This is a genomic window from Vreelandella halophytica, from assembly GCF_968193635.1.
Genome location: NZ_OZ309107.1, coordinates 2,148,225 through 2,170,959, shown reverse-complemented (window position 1 = coordinate 2,170,959; position 22,735 = coordinate 2,148,225). Strand labels below are relative to the sequence as shown.

Below are 22,735 nucleotides of genomic sequence, written 5' to 3'. Positions count from 1 at the left end.
GTGACAGATTCGGATAAGCGTTACTTACTGATTATTAACGGTAAATCTGCTGGAGATCCGGTGTTGCGCGAGGCGGTCATGGCCGCCCGTGAAGCAGGGAAGCAGATCGAGGTTCGCGCCACCTGGGAAGGGGGCGATGCCGCCACGTTCGCCTTTGAAGCCGCCGGCAACGGGATTACCCACGTGATTGCCTGCGGCGGCGACGGCACGGTCAACGAAGTGGTCAACGGCCTGATGCGCGCCGCCCACGACCAGCGACCGGCGTTGGGTATCGTGCCCATGGGCAGTGCCAACGACTTCGCGGTCTCCGTGGGGCTTCCGCTGGAGCCCCAGCCCGCCCTGGAGGCGGCGCTTGGCTACAGCGCTTACCCGATCGACGTGGTGCGCATGAGTGCCGAGACTGAAGGCGAGGAGTCGATCAGCTACTACGTCAACATGACCACCGGCGGTTTCGGTGCCGAGATCACCTCGACCACGCCCAAGATGCTCAAACGCATGCTGGGGGGCGGCGCATACTCGCTGATGGGGGCCTTGAAGGCGTGGCGGCATCAAAGCTACAAAGGGACGCTGCATTGGCAGGAGCAAGAGCGCAGCGAAGCGCTCTTGTTGCTGGCGCTGGGTAATGGGCGCCAGTCCGGCGGCGGCCAGGTGCTCGCCCCCCGGGCCAAGCTCGACGATGGCCGTCTCGACGTACTGCTGGTCAAGGATTTCTCCTCGGTGTGGGAGCTACCCACTTTGATCAGCGAGCTGCAGAACTTTCCCGCCGAGGGCCGTTTCGTGCGCTACTTTACCGCGCCCCGATTCATGGTGACCACTCGGGGGGAGGACGAGCCCTGGCCTTTGACTCTGGACGGGGAGGCGCGCCGACACGAGCGCTTTACCGCCGAAGTCGTGCCGCTTGCGCTGAGTGTACTGCTGCCGGAAGGTTGTACGCTGCTGTCCGCCAACGACCCACACTGATTTATACTGCCGTCATCAATGAATAACGCCATGGTCAACGTAGTGCCATGGCGAATGGCCACCAAAGGAGAGTAACCCGATGGGAAATCGTTTATGGATACCGCTACTGGCAAGCCTGGCGCTTTTATTGAGCGCCTGCGGCGAGTCTCAGGAAGAGCCCACTGTCGAGCCGGATGACTCCGCAAGCTCGGTGTCCGACGATGAGGTGGTACAAAACGAAGAGGCGCCCCAGGCGGCGGAAAATGCCGCCAATATGCCGGACCCGGAAGAGATGGAGGATGAAGTCGAGTCGCGCCAGGCCGCTGAAGAGCTCGAGCGCGCCGAGGCGCTGGACGCCCAGGGCGAAGAGTCGACGGCCACGGTAGGCGAAGAGGTTCAGGCCGGCGAAGAGACACTGGCCGCCGACCCGGATGACGCCCTCGATGAAGAGAGCGCCATGCCCGGCGAGACGACGCGCTCCGACGTCGACGACGTCATTGCCGAAACCGAGCGCCGCTTCGAGGAGGCGCAGCGCCAGCTCGAGCAACAGTTCCAGGAAGTGGAGAACCAATCTCCTGAACTCGAGCCCATGGAGAGCGAAAGCTTCTCCGATGAGTGGGAAGTCGAGAGCAGCATTCCGGAGCGAGAGCGTCTCGAGGACGACCTGGAAGCGACGGATGTCGATGCGCTGATCGAGGATACCGAGCGGCGTTTCGAAGAGGCGCAGCAGCGCTTGAACGAGCAGTTCGAAGAGATCGAGCGCGAGCGTAGCGCAACGGCCACTGAAAGTAATTTTACCCGGCGCGACGAGCAGAGCGCTAGCGGTGAAGATACCGGCGCTCGCCAAAACGACGGCGAGCAGCCGACGGATAGCGACAGCGCCAATGCGTCGGAAAACGCCGCCTCCACCAACGGTTCAAACCGCGATGAGGCGAGCGGCGACGATGAACGCGCCCCCGGCGATGATCAGACCGGCAATGAGCAGGAAGACGCCGAGCAGGACGAAGAGGAGCGCGATCTGGATAGCCTCAACGCGGCGCAGTAACGTTTGAACAATAAAAAGGCCCGCAGAAGCGGGCCTTTTGTTTCGCGCGGTGCTCGGTGTTAAGAGCAGTACTTTGTTAGTACTTAGGAGGCGCGAATATTTGAAGCCTGAAGGCCTTTTTTACCTTGGGTGACATCGAAGGTCACTTTCTGTCCATCCTGCAGGGACTTGAAGCCTTCAGCCTGAATTTCGGAGAAATGCGCAAAAAGGTCATCGCCGCCGTCATCCGGTGAGATGAAGCCAAAACCTTTTGTGTCGTTGAACCACTTAACGGTACCAGTTGCCATCTTTCGTTTCCTTAGCGTTCTTAAGTTATACGTGGGTGCCGCCTTGCGGGCCCACAAAATTCACTGTAGAAGTAAAAAAAGTGATCGTCCAGTGGCGGTTTCAGGTTTCTTTTCAATGCGACGAGCGCTGCCCCATGAGCTACCTCACTCTGTTTGACGCCCAGTTCATTCCCTTCGTGGTGGCGATTACGCTACTGACCGTAAGCCCAGGCGTGGACACCCTGCTGGTCATTCGCAACACCGCCCGGGGCGGGGTGCGCGATGGCGTCGTCACCAGTATCGCGATCTGCTGCGGGCTGTTCGTGCATGCGACGGTCTCGGCGCTGGGCATCTCCTTGATTCTTCTGCAGTCCGCCTTCGCCTTCACGCTTTTAAAGTTTGCCGGTGCGGGGTACCTGGTGTGGCTCGGCATCAGCAGTCTGCTGGCCGCCAAACGCGGTGCGGCGCTACCGGTGGGCGGGCTCGACCAGGCCCGCTCGCCGGTCGGTCTTTATCAGCCGGCCAAGGAGGGGCTTTTATCCAACGTGTTGAACCCCAAAACGGTAGTGTTTTATATGGCGTTTTTGCCGCAGTTTATTGCGCCCACGGACCCGGCGCTTTTGAAGTCGCTGTGGCTTGCCGGGGTGCATTTTGCGATCGCCAACGTATGGCAGATAGGCGTGGTTTTGATGGTGGGGGGCGCAAGCCGGTTTTTGGCAAGCGCGCGTTTTGCGCGGGTGTTGAACGCCACCACCGGGGCAGTACTGGTGGTGTTCGGCGTGCGTCTGGCCCTCGAGCAGCGCCCGGTCTGACCGGGCGCTGCCATGTTTAACTAAGCGCCAACGTTTAACGAAGCGCCAGCAGCGCGCGGTCGTAGCGTACCTGCTGTTCGTTGTCGGTCAGCAGCGTCACGCCCTGGCTGTCACCGCCCTGGTCCAGGCTTTCGAAAATGACCCGGTAGCTCAATACCGCTTGCACGTAGTCGCGGGTTTCGCGAAACGGAATACTCTCCACGAATAGATCGAAGGACTCTACGCCGCTGCCGTTACCTAGCCACTGATCGACCCGGCCGGGGCCCGCGTTGTAGGCCGCGGTGGCCGCCAGCCGGTTGCCCTGGTAACGGTTGAGCTTGTCGCGCAGATACGTGCTGCCCAAGCGGATGTTGGTTTCCGGGTCCAGCACGCCATACGGGCCGGGGTCGCTCAGACCGAGCTGGCGACTAACCAGGGCGGCGGTGCCCGGCATTAGCTGCATCAGGCCCCGCGCACCGGCGGGCGAAAGTGCGACCGGGTTATAGGCGCTTTCGCGGCGGGTAATCGCCATCAACAGATACGGGTCGACCCCGGTTTGATTGCCCCAGCGCATGAAGCTTTCCCGGAAGGCGGGCGGAAAGCGCCAGTCCAGCGCGTCCCACATTTCGGCGGCAATGGTGGTTTGTACCAACAGCGCGTGCCACTGATGCTGGGCGGCATAATCGGCCAGGGCGCGGGCCTGCTCGGGTGGGGCGTTACGCGCCGCGTGCAGCCACTCGCTGTTGGCCAGGCCGTCTTCACCAATGCGCATCAGCGCCTCGGTGCGCTGCACCACCGGCAGGCTCGCGGTACGCTCGCGGGAGATATCGTCGAAATGGCTCCGCTCGTTGTTCAACCGGTAGGGCACGCCCAGTTTCTCCGCGGCGGCGAAGCCGTAGAAACTGCGATCCATTGCCGCCTCACGATAGCGCGCCTCGGCGGCGTCGTGATTGCCGAGTTGCTCGTTGGCGCGGGCCAGCCAGTACTGCCAGCGGCTGTTTTCCTGCTGGCTCGGCGGCATCTGGGCGATCCAGTGCATCACGTCCTGCCACTGGCGCTCCTCCAAACCCCGGCGTACGCGTAGCTCCAGCACCCGCTCGCTTTCAAGTCCCGGTAGCACGCTATCCACCCAGGTGAGCGAACCCGGCACGCTGCGCACCAGCGCGTAAAAGGCGAGTTCCTCTTCGATGACGCGGCGCTCATCCAAGGTGAGCGAAAGTCGGGGGGCAAGGCCTTGCCAGGCGTTCAGCGCTGCCGCGGTGTTGTCTCGGGTATAGCGCTGCATCGCCGCTTGATAAAAGGGCGCGCTCGCCGCGCACTCGGGCCCCAGGCAGGCAGGGGCCTGGGTAATCATCTGCGGGTTGCGGTCGACCGAGTCGACGGTGTCCATGGCGGTCTGCCATTGGCCGCTCAAAAGCCCATCCAGGTAGCTATCGAGGCCGGTTTCGCCGGCCTGCCAGGCAAGCATCTTGCGCTGCCATACGGCGCGGTCGTCGATGGTGTTATCGGCGCGCAGCCGGTTAAACAGGTTATCGCAGGCGTTGGGCTGGGAGCTTCCGGTCAGCCATAGATCCAACCCCGCAGCGCGCGCCTCGCCCGGCGCGCGCTCCATCAGGGCGCTATAGTAATAGCACTGGCGGGCGGCGCCGGTAGGTTCGCCGTCGGCGACGCTCAATAGATCCGCGTAGCGCCCGGCGTAGCCGTAGTTGGCAATCGCCTGGCCACGCATCCACTCCGAAAGCGGCGAATCGGCGTTGCGCTGAATGAACGCCTGCACTTCATGGGCGGGTACGTTGGGTAGCCTACCGCGTAGGCGGTGATACTCGACGTAACCGCTCAAGACATGACCGGCAAGGGCGCGTTCGTCGATGCGCTGCCACTGCTGGTCGCGGGCAGCTTCCAGCGCCTCGCGCATTTGGGTGTCCGTGGCCGCCGTGGCGCTCGTGGCTAGGCCGATGAGCGCCGCGGCGCATAGCGCTTTGAGGCGAAAACGAGATCGCGTAACCGGCATGGCTTCCTCTCTTTAACGTATGACGCTGACTGCTAGGGGGTTGACCGTCTATAGTGGACTATAACGGCAAACGGTGCTCATTCAATCCCTTTGCCCGATGCATTGAACGAGAATCTCAACCAGGGTTGGTCCTAATGGCGCGATGGATGAAATGGTGGTGGCTGTCACGTTTGAAAGGCCGCGTGTGGGCGTTCAAACGGATCCTGCGCGCGTTGAAACTCTTTTTTCCAATGACCCGGGATGTGATCAGCGGGCGATTTCGTCCGGTGCCCTGGTCCGCCTTTGGCATGATGGCGCTGGCCCTTGGCTATCTGATCATGCCCTTCGATCTGATCCCCGATTTTATCTTCATTCTCGGCCTCGTCGATGATGCGCTGATCATCGGTTGGTTGCTGGACCGTATCGACCGGCGCCTGGCCGGCTACCGGGTCTGGAAGTACGGTGAGCTCGAAACACCGGATTCGCCGCCTTCAGCTTCTTGAAATTACTCGCACTAGCCCCATATTGACCTTCACACGACGCTTCGCGCGAACTAACGCGCATTGGTAATGCAGTGATAGGCAATTGAGGGCTACGCATGAGTACGGCAACCCACGAAGAAACACTTGGTTTTCAAACGGAAGTCAAACAGCTTCTTAACCTGATGATCAACTCCCTGTATTCGAACCGGGAGATCTTTCTCCGCGAGCTGATTTCCAACGCCGCGGATGCCTGTGACAAGCTGCGCTACGCCGCACTCGACAACGACGCGCTGTATGAAAACGACAGCGACCTGCGTATCGAGATCGAGCACGACGCCGCGGCCAACACCGTGACGCTACGCGACAACGGTATTGGCATGAATCGCGAAGACGTGATTTCGAACCTGGGCACCATCGCCCGCTCCGGCACCTCCGAGTTTTTGCAGCAGCTCTCCGGCGAGCAGCAAAAAGACGCCAAGCTGATCGGTCAGTTCGGTGTCGGTTTTTACTCCGGCTTTATCGTGGCCGACGAAGTCGTCGTGCGCACCCGTAAGGCGGGCGCGGACGCCGGTGAAGGCGTCGAGTGGCGCTCGAAAGGCGAGGGCGAGTTCAGCGTCGCCGATATCGAGCTCGACAAGCACGGCACCGAAATCACCCTGCATCTGAAAGACGATGCCAAGGAGTACGCCGACGATCATCGCTTGCAGGGCCTGGTGCGCAAATACTCGGATCACATCGAAGTGCCGGTGCGCATGCCCAAGACCGAGACCGCCAAGGATGACGAAGGCAACGAGATCGAAGGCAGCGAAGTCACTACCTGGGAAACCATCAACGAAGCCACCGCGCTTTGGGTGCGCCCGAAAAGCGAGGTGAGTGACGACGAGTACAAGGCGTTCTACAAGCACGTCGCCCACGACTTCAGCGACCCCTTGACCTGGAGCCACAACAAGGTCGAAGGCAAGCTCGAGTACACCAGCCTTCTATACGTGCCCGGCCGTGCGCCGTTTGATATGTTCGAGCGCGACGGTGCCCGCGGCGTGAAGCTTTACGTTCAGCGCGTGTTCATCATGGACGACGCCGAGCAGTTCTTGCCGCTTTACCTGCGCTTCATCAAGGGCGTGCTGGATACCCGCGACTTGTCGCTCAACGTGTCGCGGGAAATTCTTCAGCAGGACCCCAAGGTCGAGAAGATCAAAGGGGCGCTGACCAAGCGCGCGCTGGACATGCTCAAAAAGCTCGCCAAGGACGACGAACAGTATCAGACGTTCTGGAACACCTTCGGCAGCGTGTTGAAAGAAGGCCCGGGCGAGGACGCCGCCAACCGCGAAAAGATTGCCGAACTGCTGCGCTTCGCCTCGACCCACACCGATACCGCCGCTCAGGAAAACGCGCTGGCCGGCTACATCGAGCGGATGAAAGAGGGCCAGAAGAAGATCTACTACGTGGTAGCGGATAGCTTCAACGCGGCGAAAAACAGCCCGCACCTGGAGATCTTCCGTAAGAAAGGCATCGAAGTACTGCTGCTTTCTGATCGTATCGACGAGTGGCTGATGAGCCATCTGACCGAGTTCAACGGCTACTCCTTCGCCGACGTGGCCAAGGGGGAGCTTGACCTGGGCGAGGTCGAAGACGAAGAGGAAAAGAAAGCTCAGGAAGAGACGGCCAAGTCCAAGGAAGAGCTGGTCAAGCGCGTGAAAGAGGCGCTGAGCGAAGGCGTGCAGGAGGTGAAGATCACGCACCGCCTGACCGATTCGCCGGCCTGCGTGGTGCTGCCCGAACACGAAATGGGCTACCAGATGCGCCGCATCATGGAAGCCGCGGGCCAGCCGATGCCCGAGGTCAAACCGATTCTCGAGCTCAACCCGGACCACGCCCTGGTGGCGCGCCTTGAAGGCGCCGATGGCGAGCAGTTCAGCCAACTGGCGCACATCCTGCTGGATCAGGCGATCATCGCCGAAGGCGGCCATCTCGATGACCCGGCGGCCTACGTCAAACGTTTGAACAGCGTACTGACCGCGTAAATCAGACGCGTAGACCTTCGGCCCGCCTTTTTGGCGGGCCGATTTGTTTGTGGTTTGAACAGGCATCGAGGGCGCTCAAGCGCCGCGCTATTAGTGATAAAGTAGGCGTATCGTTTAGGGAGTAGGACAACGTCATGGCTTTGGAGCAGATCAAGGTGGCGGTGCTGGGCGGCGGAAGCTTCGGCACGGCCCTTGCCAGTATCGCCGCCGACAACGGCGCCCAGGTGTGCCAATGGATGCGCGACGAGGCGCTGGTTGCGCAAATCAATCAGGAGCACCGCAACGGGCGCTACCTGCCCGATTACGCGATCAACGCAGCGGTCGAGGCCTCCACGGATATTCGCGCGGTGGTCGAAGGTGCGGCGCTGGTGCTGGTCGCCATTCCCTCCAAGGCGTTTCGCCAGGTGGTGCGTCAGGCCAGGCCCTGGCTCAGCCCGGAGCAGATACTCGTCAGCACCACCAAGGGCATCGAGCAAGAGGGCTTTTTGCTAATGAGCCAGGTGCTCGAGCAGGAGACCGGCTTTGAGCATATCGGCGTGATCGCCGGGCCCAATCTGGCCTCGGAAATCGCCGATAAGCAGCTCACCGCCACGGTGATCGCAAGCGCGGACCCGCTGACTCGCACCCGGGTGCAGCAGGCGTTGGGGTGCGGCTATTTTCGCGTCTATGCCAGCAACGACCGCCACGGCGTGGAGCTTGGCGGGGTGCTTAAAAACATCTACGCCATCATCGCCGGGATGGCGGCGGCGCTGGGCATGGGCGAAAACACCCGCAGTATGCTGATGACCCGGGCGCTGGCGGAAATGGGCCGCTTCGCCGTGGCCCAGGGCGCCAACCCGATGACCTTTCTGGGCCTGGCCGGGGTGGGGGATCTGATCGTCACCTGCTCATCGAAGCTTTCGCGCAACTACCGCGTGGGGTTTGCCATGGGTGAGGGGCGCACCCTTGACGAGGCCGTCGATGCGTTGGGCCAGGTGGCGGAAGGCGTCAACACCGTTCCCATCGTGTGTGACCGGGCGCGGGAGATGGGGGTCTACATGCCGCTGGCCGAGGGGCTCTATCGGGTGCTGTTCGAAGGCGTGGCCGCCAAGGAAATGGCGAGCACGCTGATGATGGGCGAACACAGCAGCGACGTAGAGTTCGTGCTCCCCAGGGAGACCGTCCAGCAAGCGCACAATGAGACAGGGGATTTGAATGACCGCGAGTAGCCCACTTTTGATCATGCGCCACGGCGAGGCGGGCCCCGGGCGGGTCGACTGCGAGCGCAGGCTGACCCAAAACGGCGAAGCCGAGGCCGCGCGCATGGCGCGTTTTCTCGAAACCCGTAAGCTCGGGCCGGTCGTGCTTTACGCAAGCCCCTTCGTTCGCGCCCAGCAAACCGCCCGCGCAGTGGGTGAGGCACTCGGTGTGTCGGTGACGACGCTTGAAGGCATTACCCCGGACGACTCGCCGGCGAAGGTCAACGATTGGCTGCTGGCCCGGCCGGAGGGCGAGACGCTCATGTTGGTTAGCCACATGCCGCTGGTCGGCGCGCTGTGCGGGCGGCTCGTCGAAGGCCCGCAAAGTCAGGGGCTTGGCTTTCCTACCGCGGCCATTGCCGAGCTCGAGGCCGATGTCTGGGCGGCGGGCTGCGCAAGGCTCGTTCGCTTTACCGAACCCCGCCAGCTCTAGCTTTTTTGCAAACGCTATAAAAAGAAACGGCGGCCAGGGGCCGCCGTTTTTGAATGCGCGAGCGCCAGGTTTAAAGCAGCGCGTCGAGCTTTTCCTTGAGCAAGCCGTTGACCTGCTGCGGATTGGCAGTGCCGCGGGAGGCTTTCATCACCTGACCCACGAAGTAGCCGATCATCTTGCCGCGCTTTTCCGGTTCGGCGTCACGGTACTGGGCAACCTGAGCCGGGTTTTCTGCGATCACCTGGTCGATCATCGCCTCGATGGCGCCGGTGTCGGTGACCTGCTTCAAACCCTTGGCCTCGATCACCTCGTCGGCATCGCGGCCCTGGCCGTTCCAAAGCGCCTGGAAGACCTCCTTGGCGGCCTTGCCGTTGATCGTGCCATCGACCACGCGGCCGATCAGCTGCCCGAGCTGCTGGGCGGAGACCGGGCTTTGGTGAACGCTCAGGTTCTCGCGGTTCAAGGCGCCGGAGAGCTCGCCCTGCACCCAGTTGGCGGCCTGCTTGGCGTCCCCACAAACGCGATGGACTTCCTCGAAGAACTCCGCCATTTCGCGGCTCGCCGATAGCACGTGGGCATCATAAGCCGAAAGCCCCAGCTCGGTTTGAAAACGCGCGCGCTTGTCGGCGGGAAGCTCCGGCAGCTGGCTTTTCAGGTGGTCCAGGTAGGCCTGGTCGAGCACCACCGGCAACAAATCCGGGCAGGGGAAGTAGCGGTAGTCGTTGGCCTCTTCCTTGGTGCGCATGCTGCGCGTCTCGTCGCGCTCCGGGTCGAACAGGCGGGTTTCCTGCACCACCGTGCCGCCGTCTTCGATCAGCTCGATCTGGCGCTCGACCTCGAAGGCGATCGCACGCTCGACGAAGCGAAAGGAGTTGACGTTCTTGATCTCGGCGCGGGTGCCAAACGCCTCCTGGCCCTTGGGGCGCACGGAGACGTTGACGTCGCAGCGCATCGAGCCTTCCGCCATGTTGCCGTCGGAAATCCCCAGATACGTGACGATCGAGTGGATCGCCTTCAGGTAAGCGGCGGCCTCTTTGGCGCTGCGCATGTCCGGCTCGGAGACGATCTCCAGAAGCGGCGTGCCCGCGCGGTTGAGATCGATGCCGGTCATCCCCTGGAAGTCTTCGTGCAGCGACTTACCGGCGTCCTCTTCCAGGTGCGCGTGGTGGATGCGGATGCGTTTGGTTAGATCCTCGTCCAGGGTGACTTCGACCTCGCCCGGGCCCACGATGGGGTGATACATCTGGCTGGTCTGGTAACCCTTGGGCAGATCCGGGTAGAAGTAGTTCTTGCGATCGAACACCGAGACTTCGGGGATCTCGGCGTGGACCGCCAGGCCAAACTGAACCGCCATGGCCACGGCCTGTTCGTTGAGCACCGGAAGGCTTCCCGGTAGGCCAAGATCCACCGCGCTTGCCTGGGTGTTGGGTTCACTGCCAAACGAGGTCGAAGCACCCGAAAAGATCTTGGAGCGCGTGGCGAGCTGAACGTGAACCTCGAGCCCAATTACCGTTTCCCATTGCATTAGGCGTTCTCCTCGGCGAGTGCGGGAAGGTGAAGATGCCAGTCGGTGGCCTGCTGGAACTTGTGCGCCACGTTGAGAAGCTGCGCCTCGGCAAAGTGGGTGCCCAGAATCTGCAGGCCCACCGGGCGGCCGTTCACGAAGCCCGCGGGCACGCTCATGCCCGGAATGCCAGCAAGATTCACAGCGATGGTGTAGATATCCTGCAGATACATCGACACCGGGTCCTTCTTGGCGCCAATGTCGAAGGCGGTGGTGGGCGCGGCCGGGCCCATCAGCACGTCGACGTCCTCGAAGGCGTCCAGAAAGTCCTGGCGGATCAGGCGGCGTACTTTTTGTGCCTTGATGTAGTAGGCGTCGAAAAAGCCCTCAGACAGGGTGTGTGTGCCGATCAGAATGCGCCGCTTCACCTCTTCGCCGAAACCTTCCTCGCGGGTACGCGTGTAGAGATCGATCAAATCTTTCGGGTCTTTACAGCGGTGGCCGAAGCGCACGCCGTCAAAGCGGGAAAGGTTCGACGAGGCTTCCGCCGGGGCGATGACGTAGTAGGCCGGAATGGCGTAGTGGGTATGCGGCAGGCTCACTTCGCGCACGGTCGCTCCCAGCGACTCGTATACCTTGACCGCCTCGCGTACCGCCTGTTCGACGTCGCTGTCCAGGCCGTCGCCGAAGTACTCCTTCGGCAGGCCGATCTTGAGCCCGGAGAGCGGGGCGTCCAGCTGCTCGAGATAGTCGGGCACGCCGCGGGTGGCGCTGGTGGAGTCGCGTACGTCGTGGCCGGCGATCACGTTCATTAGATGCGCGCAATCAGAAGCCGAGCGGGCCATGGGGCCCGCCTGGTCGAGACTCGAGGCGTAGGCGATCATCCCGTAGCGCGAAACCCGCCCGTAGGTCGGCTTCAAGCCCGTAATGCCGCAAAATGCGGCGGGCTGGCGGATCGAGCCGCCGGTGTCGGTACCTAGCGCGGCGGGCACCAGGCCCGCGGCGACTGCGGCGGCACTTCCACCGGAGCTACCGCCGGGTACCGCGTTCAAATCCCAGGGGTTTTTGACCGGGCCATAGTGGCTGTTTTCATTGGAGGAGCCCATGGCGAACTCGTCCATATTGGTCTTGCCAAGACTTACGCTGCCCGCGGCGTTGAGCTTCTCTACCACGGTGGCATCATAAGGGGCGACGAAGTTGTCCAGCATTTTGGAGCCGCAGCTGGTCTTCACGCCCTTGGTGCAGAAAATATCTTTTAGGGCCAGCGGTACGCCGGTCAGCGCGTGGCCGCCGCCGTCGGCGCGGGTCTTGTCGGCGGCTTCGGCGTTATTGAGTGCCTGCTCACCGGTCACGCTGATAAAGCTATTGAGCTTGCCGTCGATTTTCTCGATCCGCTGTAGATAGTGGGCGGTGAGTTCACGACTCGAGAGCTCGCCACTTTTCAAGGCAGCGGCCAGCTGGGTTACGGTTTGATTATGCATGACCCAAAAGCTCCGTTCGGGGCGAATAGAAGGAAGTCAAAAAGCGGGGCGCCAGGCGCACTCACTCCACCACGCGCGGTACCAGGTACAGGCCGTTTTCCACCGCCGGCGCGCAGCGCTGATACTCGTCGCGCATGTTGGCGTCGGTGACTTCGTCGGCGCGCAGGCGCTGGGTCGCGTCCAGCGGGTGGGCGAGCGGCGCGACGCCTTCGGTATCGACGCGCTGTAGCTGGTCGACCATGTCTAAAATCTGGCTGAGATCGTCCACAAAGCGGCTGGCCTGGTCGTCACTGATGGCGAGTCGGGCCAGGTGTGCGGCCCGGCGCACGTGAGATTCTTCAAGCGCCATGATCGGGGTTTCCTCGCAAACGTAATGGAACATATTCCGCATCGAGCGGTATACATACGGTCGTCTTGAATTCGTCTTGCTTGAAGACACAAATTTAAGACATGGAAAATAGCCGCAAAAGGTACCACATAATCAATGCAACGGGCAGGGGAGCGACTCGTGCTTGCTGCCAAGGGGTTGCGGTGATACCGTTTGCATCCGCACAGGGTTCCCGGTCTGCACTAGGTAACAACATCCATGTTCAAACGCTTGAGGGGGCTGTTTTCCAGCGATCTATCGATCGACCTGGGTACGGCCAACACACTGATTTATGTACGCGGTCGCGGTATCGTCCTTGATGAGCCGTCCGTTGTCGCTATTCGCCAGTCGGGCAATATGCGAAGCGTCGCCTCGGTCGGCGCCGATGCCAAGCGCATGCTTGGTCGCACCCCCGGCAATATTACGGCGATTCGGCCCATGAAAGACGGGGTCATTGCCGACTTTACCGTGACCGAGCAAATGCTCCAGCACTTCATTCGCAAAGTGCATCAAAGCACCTTTTTGACGCCAAGCCCCAGGGTACTGGTTTGTGTACCGTGCATGTCGACCCAGGTCGAGCGCCGCGCGATTCGTGAATCCGCCGAGGGCGCAGGGGCGCGGGAAGTCTTTTTGATCGAAGAACCCATGGCCGCCGCTATCGGCGCCGGGCTTCCGGTCGAAGAAGCCCAGGGCTCGATGGTCGTGGATATCGGCGGCGGTACCACCGAAATCGCGATCATTTCGCTCAACGGCGTGGTGTACTCCGAATCCATCCGCGTAGGCGGTGACCGTTTCGACGAGGCGATCACCGCGTACGTGCGCCGCCACTACGGCAGCCTGATCGGCGAGGCTACCGCCGAGCGTATCAAGGAAGAGATCGGCTGCGCCTACCCCGGCGGCGAGCTGCGCGAGATCGACGTGCGCGGACGCAACCTGGCCGAGGGTATTCCGCGAAGCTTCACGCTCAACTCCCACGAGATCCTCGAGGCGCTCCAGGAAACCCTGGGCTCGATCGTGGCCGCGGTGAAAAGCGCGCTGGAGCAGTCACCCCCGGAGCTTGCCTCGGACATCGCCGAGCGTGGCCTGGTGTTGACCGGCGGCGGAGCGCTTTTGCGTGATCTGGACAAGCTGATTGCCGAAGAGACGGGGCTTCCCGTGATCGTGGCCGAAGATCCGCTGACCTGCGTTGCGCGTGGCGGTGGCAAGGCGCTGGAAATGATCGATCAACACACTTTTGAGCTACTCTCAAGCGACTGATTTTAGCGGTTTACTGCGGAGGGTTGCCTATTAAACCGCTATTTTCGCACGGCCCCATACCGGGCTACCGGTTCTTCTTTTGCGTGCTGGCGGCAAGCGCTTTGATGTTTGTCGACCAGCGCTTTACGCGTATGGAAGACGTGCGTGCCCACATGACCATGGTGGTCGCGCCGATTCAGTGGGTCGTTAGTCTGCCAAGCGATCTCCTTAACTGGGGGTCGCTGGTGCTTTCCGATCAGCAGGCGCTGGTGGATGAAAACCGCCGCTTGCGCGAGCAGATTCTGACCCTCTCGCACCGTGGCCAGCGACTGGCCAATCTCACCGCCGAGAACGCTCAGCTGCGCGAGCTGCTCGACGCCGCCGAGCGTACCGAATTCCCCTATATGTCGGCGGAACTCCTCTCTTTGGATAATGACCCGTTCAGCCATCAGATGGTGGTGGACCGCGGGCATCGTAACGGTGCCTACGTGGGCCAGCCGGTGATCGATGCCTTTGGACTGGTCGGCCAGGTCACGGCGGTCTCCGCCTACTCGAGCCGGGTACTGCTGCTGGCGGATGCAAGCCACGCCTTGCCTGTGCAGGTCAATCGCAACGGCCTGCGCTTTATCGTTCAGGGTACCGGGCGCTACCAAAGTGTTAACGTATTGCACGTACCGGATACCGCCGACATTCGCGAAGGCGACTTGTTGACGACCTCCGGGCTTGCCGGGCGCTTCCCGCCGGGTTATCCGGTCGCCCGGGTGAGCGAGGTGTATCACGACCCGGGTCAGCCGTTCGCCCAGGTGAGCGCGACGCCTTCGGCACAGCTCACCCGCTCGCGCCACTTCCTGCTGCTCTTTCCGCCGCCCCTCGAAGAGGACGACACCACGCTTTGGAATAGCGACATGTCGCTTTCCGCTCAGGCGATTCACGCCTCCGAGCGCCTTGGTGAAGTAGGCCCGGCGCCACTGCCGGAGGTGCCCAATGGCTAGAGTTCCGGTGATCCCTCTCATCGTGGTATGGCTAAGCCTGGTGCTGGCGCTTTGCCTGCAGGTGATGCCGCTGGCCGACGGCTGGCAGGTCTACCGGCCCGACTGGATCGGCCTGATGCTGGTCTACTGGTGTATGCGGGTGCCGGACCGGGTAGGCGTATTCCATGGCTTCGTGATCGGTTTGATGGTGGATCTGATCGAAGGCAGCGTGTTGGGCCAGCATGCGCTGGTGTTTTCGTCGCTGGCGTTTCTGGCGGCGCTGGTCTATCCGCGCTTTCGCGCCTACTCGCTGGTTCAGCAGGCGGTACTGGTGCTGGTGCTTTTGGGCCTTGCCCAATTGGTCGAGCAGTGGGTACGCGTGCTGACCGGCGAGTTCACCATTCACTTGTCGTTTTTGATTTCGTCGCTGATCAGTGGGCTTTTATGGCCCTGGCTTGCCACCATGCTCAAGGCGCTCGAGCGCCGAGCGGCAGGGGGCTAGCGCATGTCGTCGGGTAATGCTCCGTCGCGTGCTTCCAGCGCCCAAAAGCGCGCGGCCGTGCTCTGCCTGGCCTCCGCATCCCCTCGGCGCCGGGCGCTTTTGGAATCCATCGGCGTCGCGGTCGAGGTGTGTCCAGGCGATATCGACGAAACCCCTAACCCCGGCGAGCAAGCGCCAGCCTACGTCGAGCGGCTGGCGATTGCCAAGGCCGAAGCGAGTAAAGCGCGTACCCATCTTCCGGTGCTGGGCTCGGATACCGCCGTGGTGCTCGACGGGCGCATTCTGGGCAAGCCGCGCGACGCGCGAGACGCCCGAGCAATGCTCGCCGCGCTTTCCAACCGGACCCACCAGGTGATGACCGGCGTGGCCGTGATCGGCCCCGCGGGTACCCAGTCGTGCTGTGTCACGACCACGGTGCGGTTGCGCAGAATCGATGACGCTGAAATCGAGCGCTACTGGCAAACCGGTGAACCCCGGGACAAGGCGGGTGGCTACGCCATTCAGGGCCTGGCCGCGGTCTTCGTCGAGGAGATACGCGGCAGCCATTCGGCCGTGGTGGGGCTTCCGCTTTTCGAGACTTCACGACTACTTTCAAACCAGGGTGTGTCCGTTTGGTCGGCCCGCCTGTAAAGTAGCTTCAAACGGATACCTTGAAGCAGCCGAGCCCCATAAGGAAGAGTGCATGAGCGGTGAAGTCCTTATCAATTTAACCCCCATGGAAACCCGCGTGGCGCTGGTCGAAAACGGGGTGTTGCAAGAGGCGTTGATCGAGCGCTCACGCAGGCGCGGCATCGTAGGCAATATCTACAAAGGCAAGGTGGTCAGGGTTTTGCCTGGTATGCAGGCTGCCTTTGTCGATATTGGTCTGGAACGCGCCGCCTTCATTCATGCCCACGAGGTAATGGCCTCGGGGGCGCTCACGGACACGCCGCCGACGATCAATCACCTGCTTCACGAAGGCCAGGCGCTGGTGGTTCAGGTCACCAAGGACCCGATCGGCACCAAGGGCGCCCGGCTGACCACGCATCTCTCGATTCCTTCACGGTATCTCGTCTATATGCCGGATTCGTCCAACCACGGCGTATCTCAGCGCATCGAGGACGAAGCCGAGCGCGAACGCTTGAAAGCGCTGCTCGATAAAAGCGTGAATGCCCAAACACTGGAAATCACCGGCGGCTTTATCGTACGTACCGCCGCCGAAGGCGTGGGCGATGAAGAGCTCGAAAGCGATATGTACTTTCTGCTACGCATCTGGCGCAAGGTGAGCGAGCGCAAGATCAGCGCCGCCCCTCCGAGCGTGATCTACGACGATCTGCCGCTTTTCATGCGCACCCTGCGCGATGTGATGCGCGACGATATCGAGAAGGTGCGTATTGACTCCCGGGAGAACTTCGTCAAGCTCAAGGCGTTCGCCGAAGAGTTCATGCCCTACGCAGTGGATCGCATCGAGTACTACCCCGGCGAGCGGCCGATTTTCGATCTCTATAGCGTCGAAGACGAGATTCAAAAGGCGTTGGCGCGTAAGGTGCAGCTCAAATCCGGCGGGTACCTGGTGATCGACCCCACCGAGGCGATGACCACCATCGACGTCAACACCGGCGGCTACGTCGGCCACCGTAACCTCGAAGAAACCATTTTCAAGACCAATCTGGAAGCGGCCACCGCCATTGCCCGCCAGCTCAGGCTGCGTAACCTGGGTGGTATCATCATCATCGATTTCATCGACATGACCGATGTCGAACATCAGCGCCAGGTGCTGCGCGTGCTGGAAAAGGCGCTGGAGCGCGACCACGCCAAGACCAAGTGCACCGGCGTGACCGAGCTTGGCCTGGTACAGCTGACCCGCAAGCGCACCCGGGAGAGCCTGGAGCAGACGCTTTGTGAAGCCTGCACCACCTGCGGCGGACGCGGTACGCTGAAAACCCCGGAAACCGTGTGCTATGAGATCTTTCGCGAAATACTGCGCGAAGAGCGGGCCTACAGCGCCGACACTTACCGCGTGCTGGCCTCTCAGCCCGTGGTGGATCGTCTCCTCGATGAGGAGTCGGCGGCGGTGGCCGATCTCGAGGCGTTTATCGAAAAAACCATACGGTTCCAGGTCGAGCAGCACTACTCCCAGGAACAGTACGATATCGTGCTGATGTAATGACACTACCTGCTTCACTTCCTGGCAAAGTACTGGCCACCCTCGCCGGGCTTTTGGCGCTGGTCGCGGTCGTGCTTTTGTCGGTCCGGCTGGTGTTCAGCCAGGCCGAGCACCTGATCCCCTCGATCGAGTCGCTGCTCGAATCCAGAATCGGCGCGCCGGTCACCATCGAACACCTGGCGCTGTCCCTCGAGCGCAACGATATCGTGCTGCGCCTGGAGGGGCTCAATGCCGAGACCGATGACGCGCCGCTGGTGTCGCTTAAAAGCGCCTACCTGCGCCTGGACACCTGGGCGTCGATCAAAGCATTCGCGCCGATTTTCAGCGACGCGCGGCTTTCCGAACTCGATTTTCACCTCTATCAAACCGGCGACACCCAGTGGGGCTGGCCCGAGCCCGCCACGCTCCCTTTGCTTTTTGCCGAGGAACCCGAGGTCGATCTCGACAAGATCGACCGCTGGACCGGGATCATTTTGAAGCAGCGCCTCTGGATGCGCGATAGCCTGCTCACTCTGCATGGACGCGACGATTCCCTGACGCTCAGCGCCCCCCGGCTGCTGTTGGGAGGCAACGAGGAGCTGGCGCGCTTCGAAGGCGCGGTCAATATCCTGGAGGCGAGCACGCTCGACGAGGTCGACGCGCTACCAGCGCTGATTGTGCAGGCGGAAATGCAGCCAGGCCCCGACGGGCCCAGCGATTTCTCTGCCGCGATGCAGCTCGAGCTGCAGTTGGACCACCTGGTGGCGCTTGGCGATGTATTTCGCGCCGAGCATATGCCGCATATCGAGCAGGCCGGTGGGTCGGTGCGGCTTTGGGGTGATTGGTTTGGCGGCGAGCTTAAAGAAGTACGCGTCGGAATGGGAATTCCCCAGCTGACGCTGCGCCAGCAAGCACAGTTTGCGGTGTTGCGTGATATTCAGGCAGACGGGCAGTGGGCCCGCGACGACGAGGGCGGCGAGGCGTGGCTTAGCGCCAATGCCGAGAGCGTCGAGTGGGCGCAGCCGGATAACGTCAGCGAAGGGCCGGCGCTGCCGCGCCACTGGTATCTGGCGCACCAGCCCGGTCAATGGGAGCTGCGCACCAGCCCTTTCGAGCTTGCCTCGCTCACGGCCTGGCGCGAGTATGCCTTTTTGCCCGAGTCGGTGACGCGGGTACTGCAAACGCTTTCACCCAGCGGCCAGGTGCAGGGGCTGCGCCTTGGCCAGCAGGACGGGCGCTGGGGCATAGATGCAGCGGTCACTAATCTCAGCGTTCAGCCCTGGCAGCAGGCGCCTGGCGGTGGCCCGCTGGATGCCTGGGTGCAGGCGCGGGATTTGCGCGGGCGTGTCACCTTTAATAGCGCCGGTGAAAGCGAGCTCTACTTCCCCCGGCTGTTCGAGGCGCCGATGCAGCTTCGCCACGCAAGCGGGCGCGTGGAGTGGGTCTACGACGGCCCACGCAGCATGGTCAGTGGCCGCGATCTGGACGTTAACTGGGACGGCGCCGAAATAAGCGGCGGCTTTGGTCTGATGACCGGGGAGGGCCGAGGCCAGTTCGGTCTGAATATCGATTTTGCCAACGTCGACGCCATCAACTACCCGCTTTCCCAGTGGCTGCCGGTCAAAACCTTCGGCGAGGGCATTCGCGATTTTTTGCTGGATGATGTCGGTGGCTTCGTGCCCAGCGGCTCGCTGCGCCTGGGGCTGCCCATTGGCGGTAATCGCGAGGAGAATCCGCTCACCGCTACGCTCGCGCTCGATATCGAACGTGGCTACCTGCCGATTGCCGACGACTGGCCGATGCTCGAAGACGTAACAGGGCGTTTGACCTGGCAAAACCAGGTGCTCGAGGCCCAGGTCGACCGGGCGCAAAGTCTGGGCGTCGAGGCCTTCGATGGCGAAGTGCGCATGGAGGATGAGTACCTCAACATCGGCGGGCGGCTTTCCAGCAGCGGCGCATCGCTGGTCGATTTCATCCAGGCGATCCCCGATATCGATACTGCGCTGCTGGACGATCTGGAAGCCAGCGGCCAGGTGGAGGGCGAGCTACTCGTTGGGTTGGATTTGGACGACCCTGAGGCGCTCGAAGTCGAAGTGAACGCCAGGCCCTGGTTTTCACGAATAAGCTACGCGCCCCTGGACCAGGCACCGCTGACCGATGTCGGCGGAGACATTACCTGGCAACAGCGCGGTTCACAGTTTGCGCTACTGGGCAGTGCCGAGGGGCGGCTACTGAACGGGCCCATCACGGCGGATTTCGACGTACCCGCCGAGGGGATCACGCTAGGCGGCGAGCTCGATACCGGGGCGCTCTTTACCTTGGCTGGTATCGAATCCGAACACGCCCGGTCGCTTTTGAACGGCCGCGCGGATTGGGCCAGCTTCGTGCGCCTCGAACCGAGCCCCTACGTGAGCTTTCAAAGCGATTTTACCGGCGTGGAGAGCACGCTACCGGCACCCTTCGATAAACGCCGCGGCGTGGCGTGGCCTTTCGCCTTCGAGGCCGATATCGAAAGCGGCGCCGTGGAGGCCCGGCTGGCCGACGTGCTTCACGCGCGGCTCATTGTCGATGATGCCATCGAAGGCGCGGTGGCGGTGGGGCGCGCCGCGCCGCTGACCGAGCTTTCACCGGCGCCGGGCCTGCGAATCGAGGCGGATCTCGAGCGCCTCGACATTGGCGACTGGCAGCGCGCGCTAGCCCCGCTGAGCGGCGGCGCCTCCGGCGCCTCCGACGGGTCCCCGGATGAGCTTTTGCGCTTCGACGCGCCGGTGTCGCTGATGTTCGATACGCCGTGTCTGAGCTTTGACGACGCGTGCCTGGGGGAGCTGAGTCTCTCGGCGCGTTTGGTCGACCAGGCGTTGAACGCCCAGGTCGGCGGCGATATCGTGTCCGGACGCGTGGCGTATCAGCCCGGGGGCGAGCGACCGCTGGATATCACGATCGCCACCCTCGACGCCGACAAACTGATGGACCTCTCCTTTGGCGATGACGAGGCACCCGCCCCTGACTCCTGGATGGACGCGATCGAGACCTCGCACGTCGAACCGGTGGGCGCGCCGGACTGGCTCGACAAGATGCCCAACGGGCGTTTGCGTCTTGCCGAGGTCAATATCCAGGAGAACCAGGTCGGCCCGCTGACCGCCTACTGGCAGACCGGGCCGCGGCGCTTTACGCTGTCACCGGTGGGCCTCACGCTTGGCCAACTTTCGCTGACCGGCGAGCTTTTATGGCAGGGCCAGCAGAGTCGCGCCGATATCGCCGTACGCGGTGGCGATATCGGCTCGGCGCTCGAACATCTTGGCCAACCGGTGCCGATTCGCAGCCGCACCACGCGCGCTAACGCAAGTCTTGACTGGCCCGGCGCCCCCTGGCAGCTCGACCTGGCCCGCGCTACCGGGCGACTGGATACGGATATCCGCGATGGGCGCTTCGTCTCGATGAGCTCGACGTCGGCGCGGCTCGTCGGGCTTTTGAACTTCGACAATATTCTTCGGCGCCTGCGCCTGGACTTTAGCGATGTCACCGGCGAAGGCACCGCCTTCGACCGGGTTTACGGCAGCGCCACCGCCGCCGGCGGGCAACTCACCCTTCGCGAGCCCTTGCAAATCGAGGCGCCGGCCGCCACGTTAAGGCTCACAGGACGTGTTAATCTTTTACAGCGTGAACTCGATCAGCGCTTGGGCGTCACACTCCCCGTCAGCCAAACGCTGCCCTTGGCCGCGGTGGCGGTGGGGGCGCCGGCCGTCGGCGCCGCGCTGTTCGTCGCCGATCAATTGTTTGGCGAGCCGCTGAATCGAGCAACAACTTTACATTTTCGCGTGCAAGGCCCCTGGACCTCGCCGCGGGTTACTTTGGAAGGCCCTTAATGACCGCACACACGAGCGATTTGGATTTTGCCGCCTCTATTTTACTGGCACCCAGCGGCCTGGATGTGAAGGCGCTGGATACCGGACTCGACTACGCGCTGGGGGCCGGTATCGACTACGCGGATCTTTACTTTCAGCGCAGCTGGCAAGAGGGCTGGGTGCTGGAAGATGGCCGCGTCAAGGAGGCCAGCTACAACATCGACGGTGGCGTTGGCGTGCGCTCGCTAGCGGGTGAGAAAACCGGCTTTGCCTACTCCAACCAGATCAACGCCAACGCCCTGATGGATACCGGGCGCACCGCCGCGGGCATCGTGCGTAGCGGCAAGCGCCTGCCGGGCCAGGCGGTCAATATCGTTACCGCCGAGCATTATTACGCCGGCATCGATCCGTTGGCCGGGCTTAGCGCCGAAGAGAAAGTCGCCATGCTCATGGAGGCGGATAAAGTGGCGCGCGCCGCCGACCCAAGCGTTAGCCAGGTCAGCGCCTCGCTCTCCGGCACGTATGAAGTGGTGCTGGTGCGGGGCAGCGATGGAACGCTTGCCGCCGATATCCGCCCGCTGGTGCGTTTCAACGTCAGCGTCATCGCCGCGAAAAACGGCCGCCGCGAGCGCGGTGGGGCCGGGGGTGGCGGGCGCTACTCCATGGCCACGCTCAAGGAGCAGGGCGCTGCGAGTATTTACGCTAAAGAAGCGGTGCGCCAGGCGTTGGTCAACCTCGACGCCGTGGACGCCCCGGCCGGGCAAATGCCGGTGGTGCTGGGGGCAGGCTGGCCGGGTATTTTGCTCCACGAAGCGGTGGGCCATGGCCTGGAAGGCGACTTTAACCGTAAGGGCAGCTCGGCGTTTTCCGGACGTATGGGCCAGCGCGTTGCCGCCAAGGGCGTGACCGTCGTGGACGATGCGACGATCATGGATGGCCGGGGCTCGCTAAGTATCGATGACGAAGGCACCCCGGGCCAGAACACGCCGCTGATCGAGGACGGTATCCTGACCGGCTACATGCAGGACAAGCTCAATGCCAGGCTAATGAACATGGCGCCTACCGGCAACGCCCGGCGCGAGTCCTTCGCGCACTTGCCCATGCCGCGCATGACCAACACCGTCATGCTGGCCGGCCAGGACAGCCCCGAGGACATCATCAAAAGCGTCAAGCGCGGTATCTACGCGGTGAGCTTTGGCGGTGGCCAGGTGGATATCACCTCGGGTAAGTTCGTCTTCTCGGCAAGCGAGGCGTACCTGATCGAGGATGGCAAGCTGACCGCACCGGTCAAGGGGGCCACTTTGATTGGCAACGGGCCGGAGGCGATGGGCCGGGTGTCCATGATTGGCCACGACATGGAGATGGATACCGGTGTCGGCGTGTGCGGTAAAGAAGGTCAAGGCGTGCCGGTGGGCGTGGGTCAGCCCACGCTGAAGCTCGATGAGCTGACCGTTGGCGGCACGCAGTCCTGATGGATTCAGGTGCCCCTAAAATAGGGG

19 protein-coding genes are annotated in these 22,735 nt (G+C 62.4%); 14 read left to right on the top strand and 5 right to left on the bottom strand.

Features of this window, described 5'->3' with window-relative positions; all coding sequences use genetic code 11:
- Both yegS and ACWHXT_RS10210 read left to right on the top strand, forming a co-directional pair.
- A complete protein-coding gene (gene yegS / locus ACWHXT_RS10215; protein ID WP_447955750.1) occupies nucleotides 1–960 on the top strand; it encodes a lipid kinase YegS in 960 nt (319 codons plus the stop codon).
- A gap of 79 nt (nucleotides 961–1,039) precedes the next feature.
- Complete coding sequence (locus tag ACWHXT_RS10210; RefSeq protein WP_447955749.1) at nucleotides 1,040–1,984, top strand: hypothetical protein; 945 nt, start codon at nucleotides 1,040–1,042, stop codon at nucleotides 1,982–1,984.
- Nucleotides 1,985–2,067: 83 nt separating this feature from the next.
- On the opposite strand, the gene ACWHXT_RS10205 is transcribed toward ACWHXT_RS10210, so the two are convergent.
- On the bottom strand, nucleotides 2,068–2,271 hold the full coding sequence (locus ACWHXT_RS10205) for a cold-shock protein (protein WP_447926240.1): 204 nt from the start codon (nucleotides 2,269–2,271) through the stop codon (nucleotides 2,068–2,070).
- Nucleotides 2,272–2,405: 134 nt separating this feature from the next.
- Between ACWHXT_RS10205 and ACWHXT_RS10200 the strand changes: the two genes are divergently transcribed.
- A complete protein-coding gene (locus ACWHXT_RS10200) occupies nucleotides 2,406–3,062 on the top strand; it encodes a LysE family translocator (RefSeq protein ID WP_447955748.1) in 657 nt (218 codons plus the stop codon).
- Nucleotides 3,063–3,096: 34 nt separating this feature from the next.
- On the opposite strand, the gene ACWHXT_RS10195 is transcribed toward ACWHXT_RS10200, so the two are convergent.
- Nucleotides 3,097–5,052: a transglycosylase SLT domain-containing protein gene (locus ACWHXT_RS10195; RefSeq protein ID WP_447955747.1), complete on the bottom strand. Its 1,956-nt coding sequence runs from the start codon at nucleotides 5,050–5,052 to the stop codon at nucleotides 3,097–3,099.
- A gap of 146 nt (nucleotides 5,053–5,198) precedes the next feature.
- Between ACWHXT_RS10195 and ACWHXT_RS10190 the strand changes: the two genes are divergently transcribed.
- The 4 genes from ACWHXT_RS10190 (at nucleotide 5,199) to sixA (ending at nucleotide 9,205) form a co-directional block, all read left to right on the top strand.
- Nucleotides 5,199–5,534, top strand: a complete 336-nt coding sequence (locus ACWHXT_RS10190; RefSeq protein ID WP_447955746.1) for a YkvA family protein — start codon at nucleotides 5,199–5,201, stop codon at nucleotides 5,532–5,534.
- A gap of 95 nt (nucleotides 5,535–5,629) precedes the next feature.
- Nucleotides 5,630–7,534 (top strand): molecular chaperone HtpG, encoded by a 1,905-nt coding sequence (gene htpG, locus ACWHXT_RS10185; RefSeq protein ID WP_447955745.1) that lies wholly within the window; start codon nucleotides 5,630–5,632, stop codon nucleotides 7,532–7,534.
- A gap of 134 nt (nucleotides 7,535–7,668) precedes the next feature.
- On the top strand, nucleotides 7,669–8,742 hold the full coding sequence (locus ACWHXT_RS10180) for an NAD(P)H-dependent glycerol-3-phosphate dehydrogenase (RefSeq protein ID WP_447955744.1): 1,074 nt from the start codon (nucleotides 7,669–7,671) through the stop codon (nucleotides 8,740–8,742).
- Nucleotides 8,729–9,205, top strand: a complete 477-nt coding sequence (gene sixA / locus ACWHXT_RS10175) for a phosphohistidine phosphatase SixA (protein WP_447955743.1) — start codon at nucleotides 8,729–8,731, stop codon at nucleotides 9,203–9,205. The genes ACWHXT_RS10180 and sixA overlap by 14 nt, the downstream gene beginning before the upstream one ends.
- Before the next feature lie 70 nt (nucleotides 9,206–9,275).
- Here the strand turns inward: sixA and gatB are convergent, their stop codons facing one another.
- The 3 genes from gatB to gatC all read right to left on the bottom strand — a co-directional run bounded on the left by gatB (nucleotide 9,276) and on the right by gatC (nucleotide 12,539).
- Nucleotides 9,276–10,730, bottom strand: a complete 1,455-nt coding sequence (gene gatB / locus ACWHXT_RS10170) for an Asp-tRNA(Asn)/Glu-tRNA(Gln) amidotransferase subunit GatB (protein WP_447529066.1) — start codon at nucleotides 10,728–10,730, stop codon at nucleotides 9,276–9,278.
- Nucleotides 10,730–12,190 carry an Asp-tRNA(Asn)/Glu-tRNA(Gln) amidotransferase subunit GatA gene (gene gatA / locus ACWHXT_RS10165; protein WP_447955742.1) on the bottom strand — a complete coding sequence of 487 codons (1,461 nt, stop codon included), beginning with the start codon at nucleotides 12,188–12,190 and terminating at the stop codon, nucleotides 10,730–10,732. Before gatA ends, gatB begins: the two co-directional genes overlap by 1 nt.
- A 61-nt stretch (nucleotides 12,191–12,251) precedes the next feature.
- The gene (gene gatC, locus ACWHXT_RS10160) at nucleotides 12,252–12,539 is read right to left on the bottom strand and encodes an Asp-tRNA(Asn)/Glu-tRNA(Gln) amidotransferase subunit GatC (RefSeq protein WP_447893559.1); all 288 of its coding nucleotides are present in this window, start codon (nucleotides 12,537–12,539) and stop codon (nucleotides 12,252–12,254) included.
- A 237-nt stretch (nucleotides 12,540–12,776) separates the two neighbouring features.
- On the opposite strand from gatC, the gene ACWHXT_RS10155 reads away from it, so the two are divergent.
- From ACWHXT_RS10155 to tldD, 7 genes are read left to right on the top strand one after another with little or no spacing between them, the layout of a single operon-like run.
- The gene (locus tag ACWHXT_RS10155) at nucleotides 12,777–13,814 is read left to right on the top strand and encodes a rod shape-determining protein (protein ID WP_018915723.1); all 1,038 of its coding nucleotides are present in this window, start codon (nucleotides 12,777–12,779) and stop codon (nucleotides 13,812–13,814) included.
- A 23-nt stretch (nucleotides 13,815–13,837) separates the two neighbouring features.
- Nucleotides 13,838–14,785 (top strand): rod shape-determining protein MreC, encoded by a 948-nt coding sequence (gene mreC, locus ACWHXT_RS10150; protein ID WP_447955741.1) that lies wholly within the window; start codon nucleotides 13,838–13,840, stop codon nucleotides 14,783–14,785.
- Entirely contained in the window at nucleotides 14,778–15,266 is a 489-nt protein-coding gene (gene mreD / locus ACWHXT_RS10145; RefSeq protein WP_447955740.1) for a rod shape-determining protein MreD, read from the top strand. The genes mreC and mreD overlap by 8 nt, the downstream gene beginning before the upstream one ends.
- 3 nt (nucleotides 15,267–15,269) lie before the next feature.
- On the top strand, nucleotides 15,270–15,896 hold the full coding sequence (locus ACWHXT_RS10140) for a Maf family protein (RefSeq protein ID WP_447955739.1): 627 nt from the start codon (nucleotides 15,270–15,272) through the stop codon (nucleotides 15,894–15,896).
- Between the two features lie 52 nt (nucleotides 15,897–15,948).
- On the top strand, nucleotides 15,949–17,412 hold the full coding sequence (gene rng, locus ACWHXT_RS10135; protein WP_447955738.1) for a ribonuclease G: 1,464 nt from the start codon (nucleotides 15,949–15,951) through the stop codon (nucleotides 17,410–17,412).
- The gene (locus ACWHXT_RS10130) at nucleotides 17,412–21,257 is read left to right on the top strand and encodes a YhdP family phospholipid transporter (RefSeq protein ID WP_447955737.1); all 3,846 of its coding nucleotides are present in this window, start codon (nucleotides 17,412–17,414) and stop codon (nucleotides 21,255–21,257) included. The genes rng and ACWHXT_RS10130 overlap by 1 nt, the downstream gene beginning before the upstream one ends.
- Nucleotides 21,257–22,708, top strand: a complete 1,452-nt coding sequence (gene tldD / locus ACWHXT_RS10125; RefSeq protein ID WP_447955736.1) for a metalloprotease TldD — start codon at nucleotides 21,257–21,259, stop codon at nucleotides 22,706–22,708. The genes ACWHXT_RS10130 and tldD overlap by 1 nt, the downstream gene beginning before the upstream one ends.
- Nucleotides 22,709–22,735 lie beyond the last annotated feature (27 nt).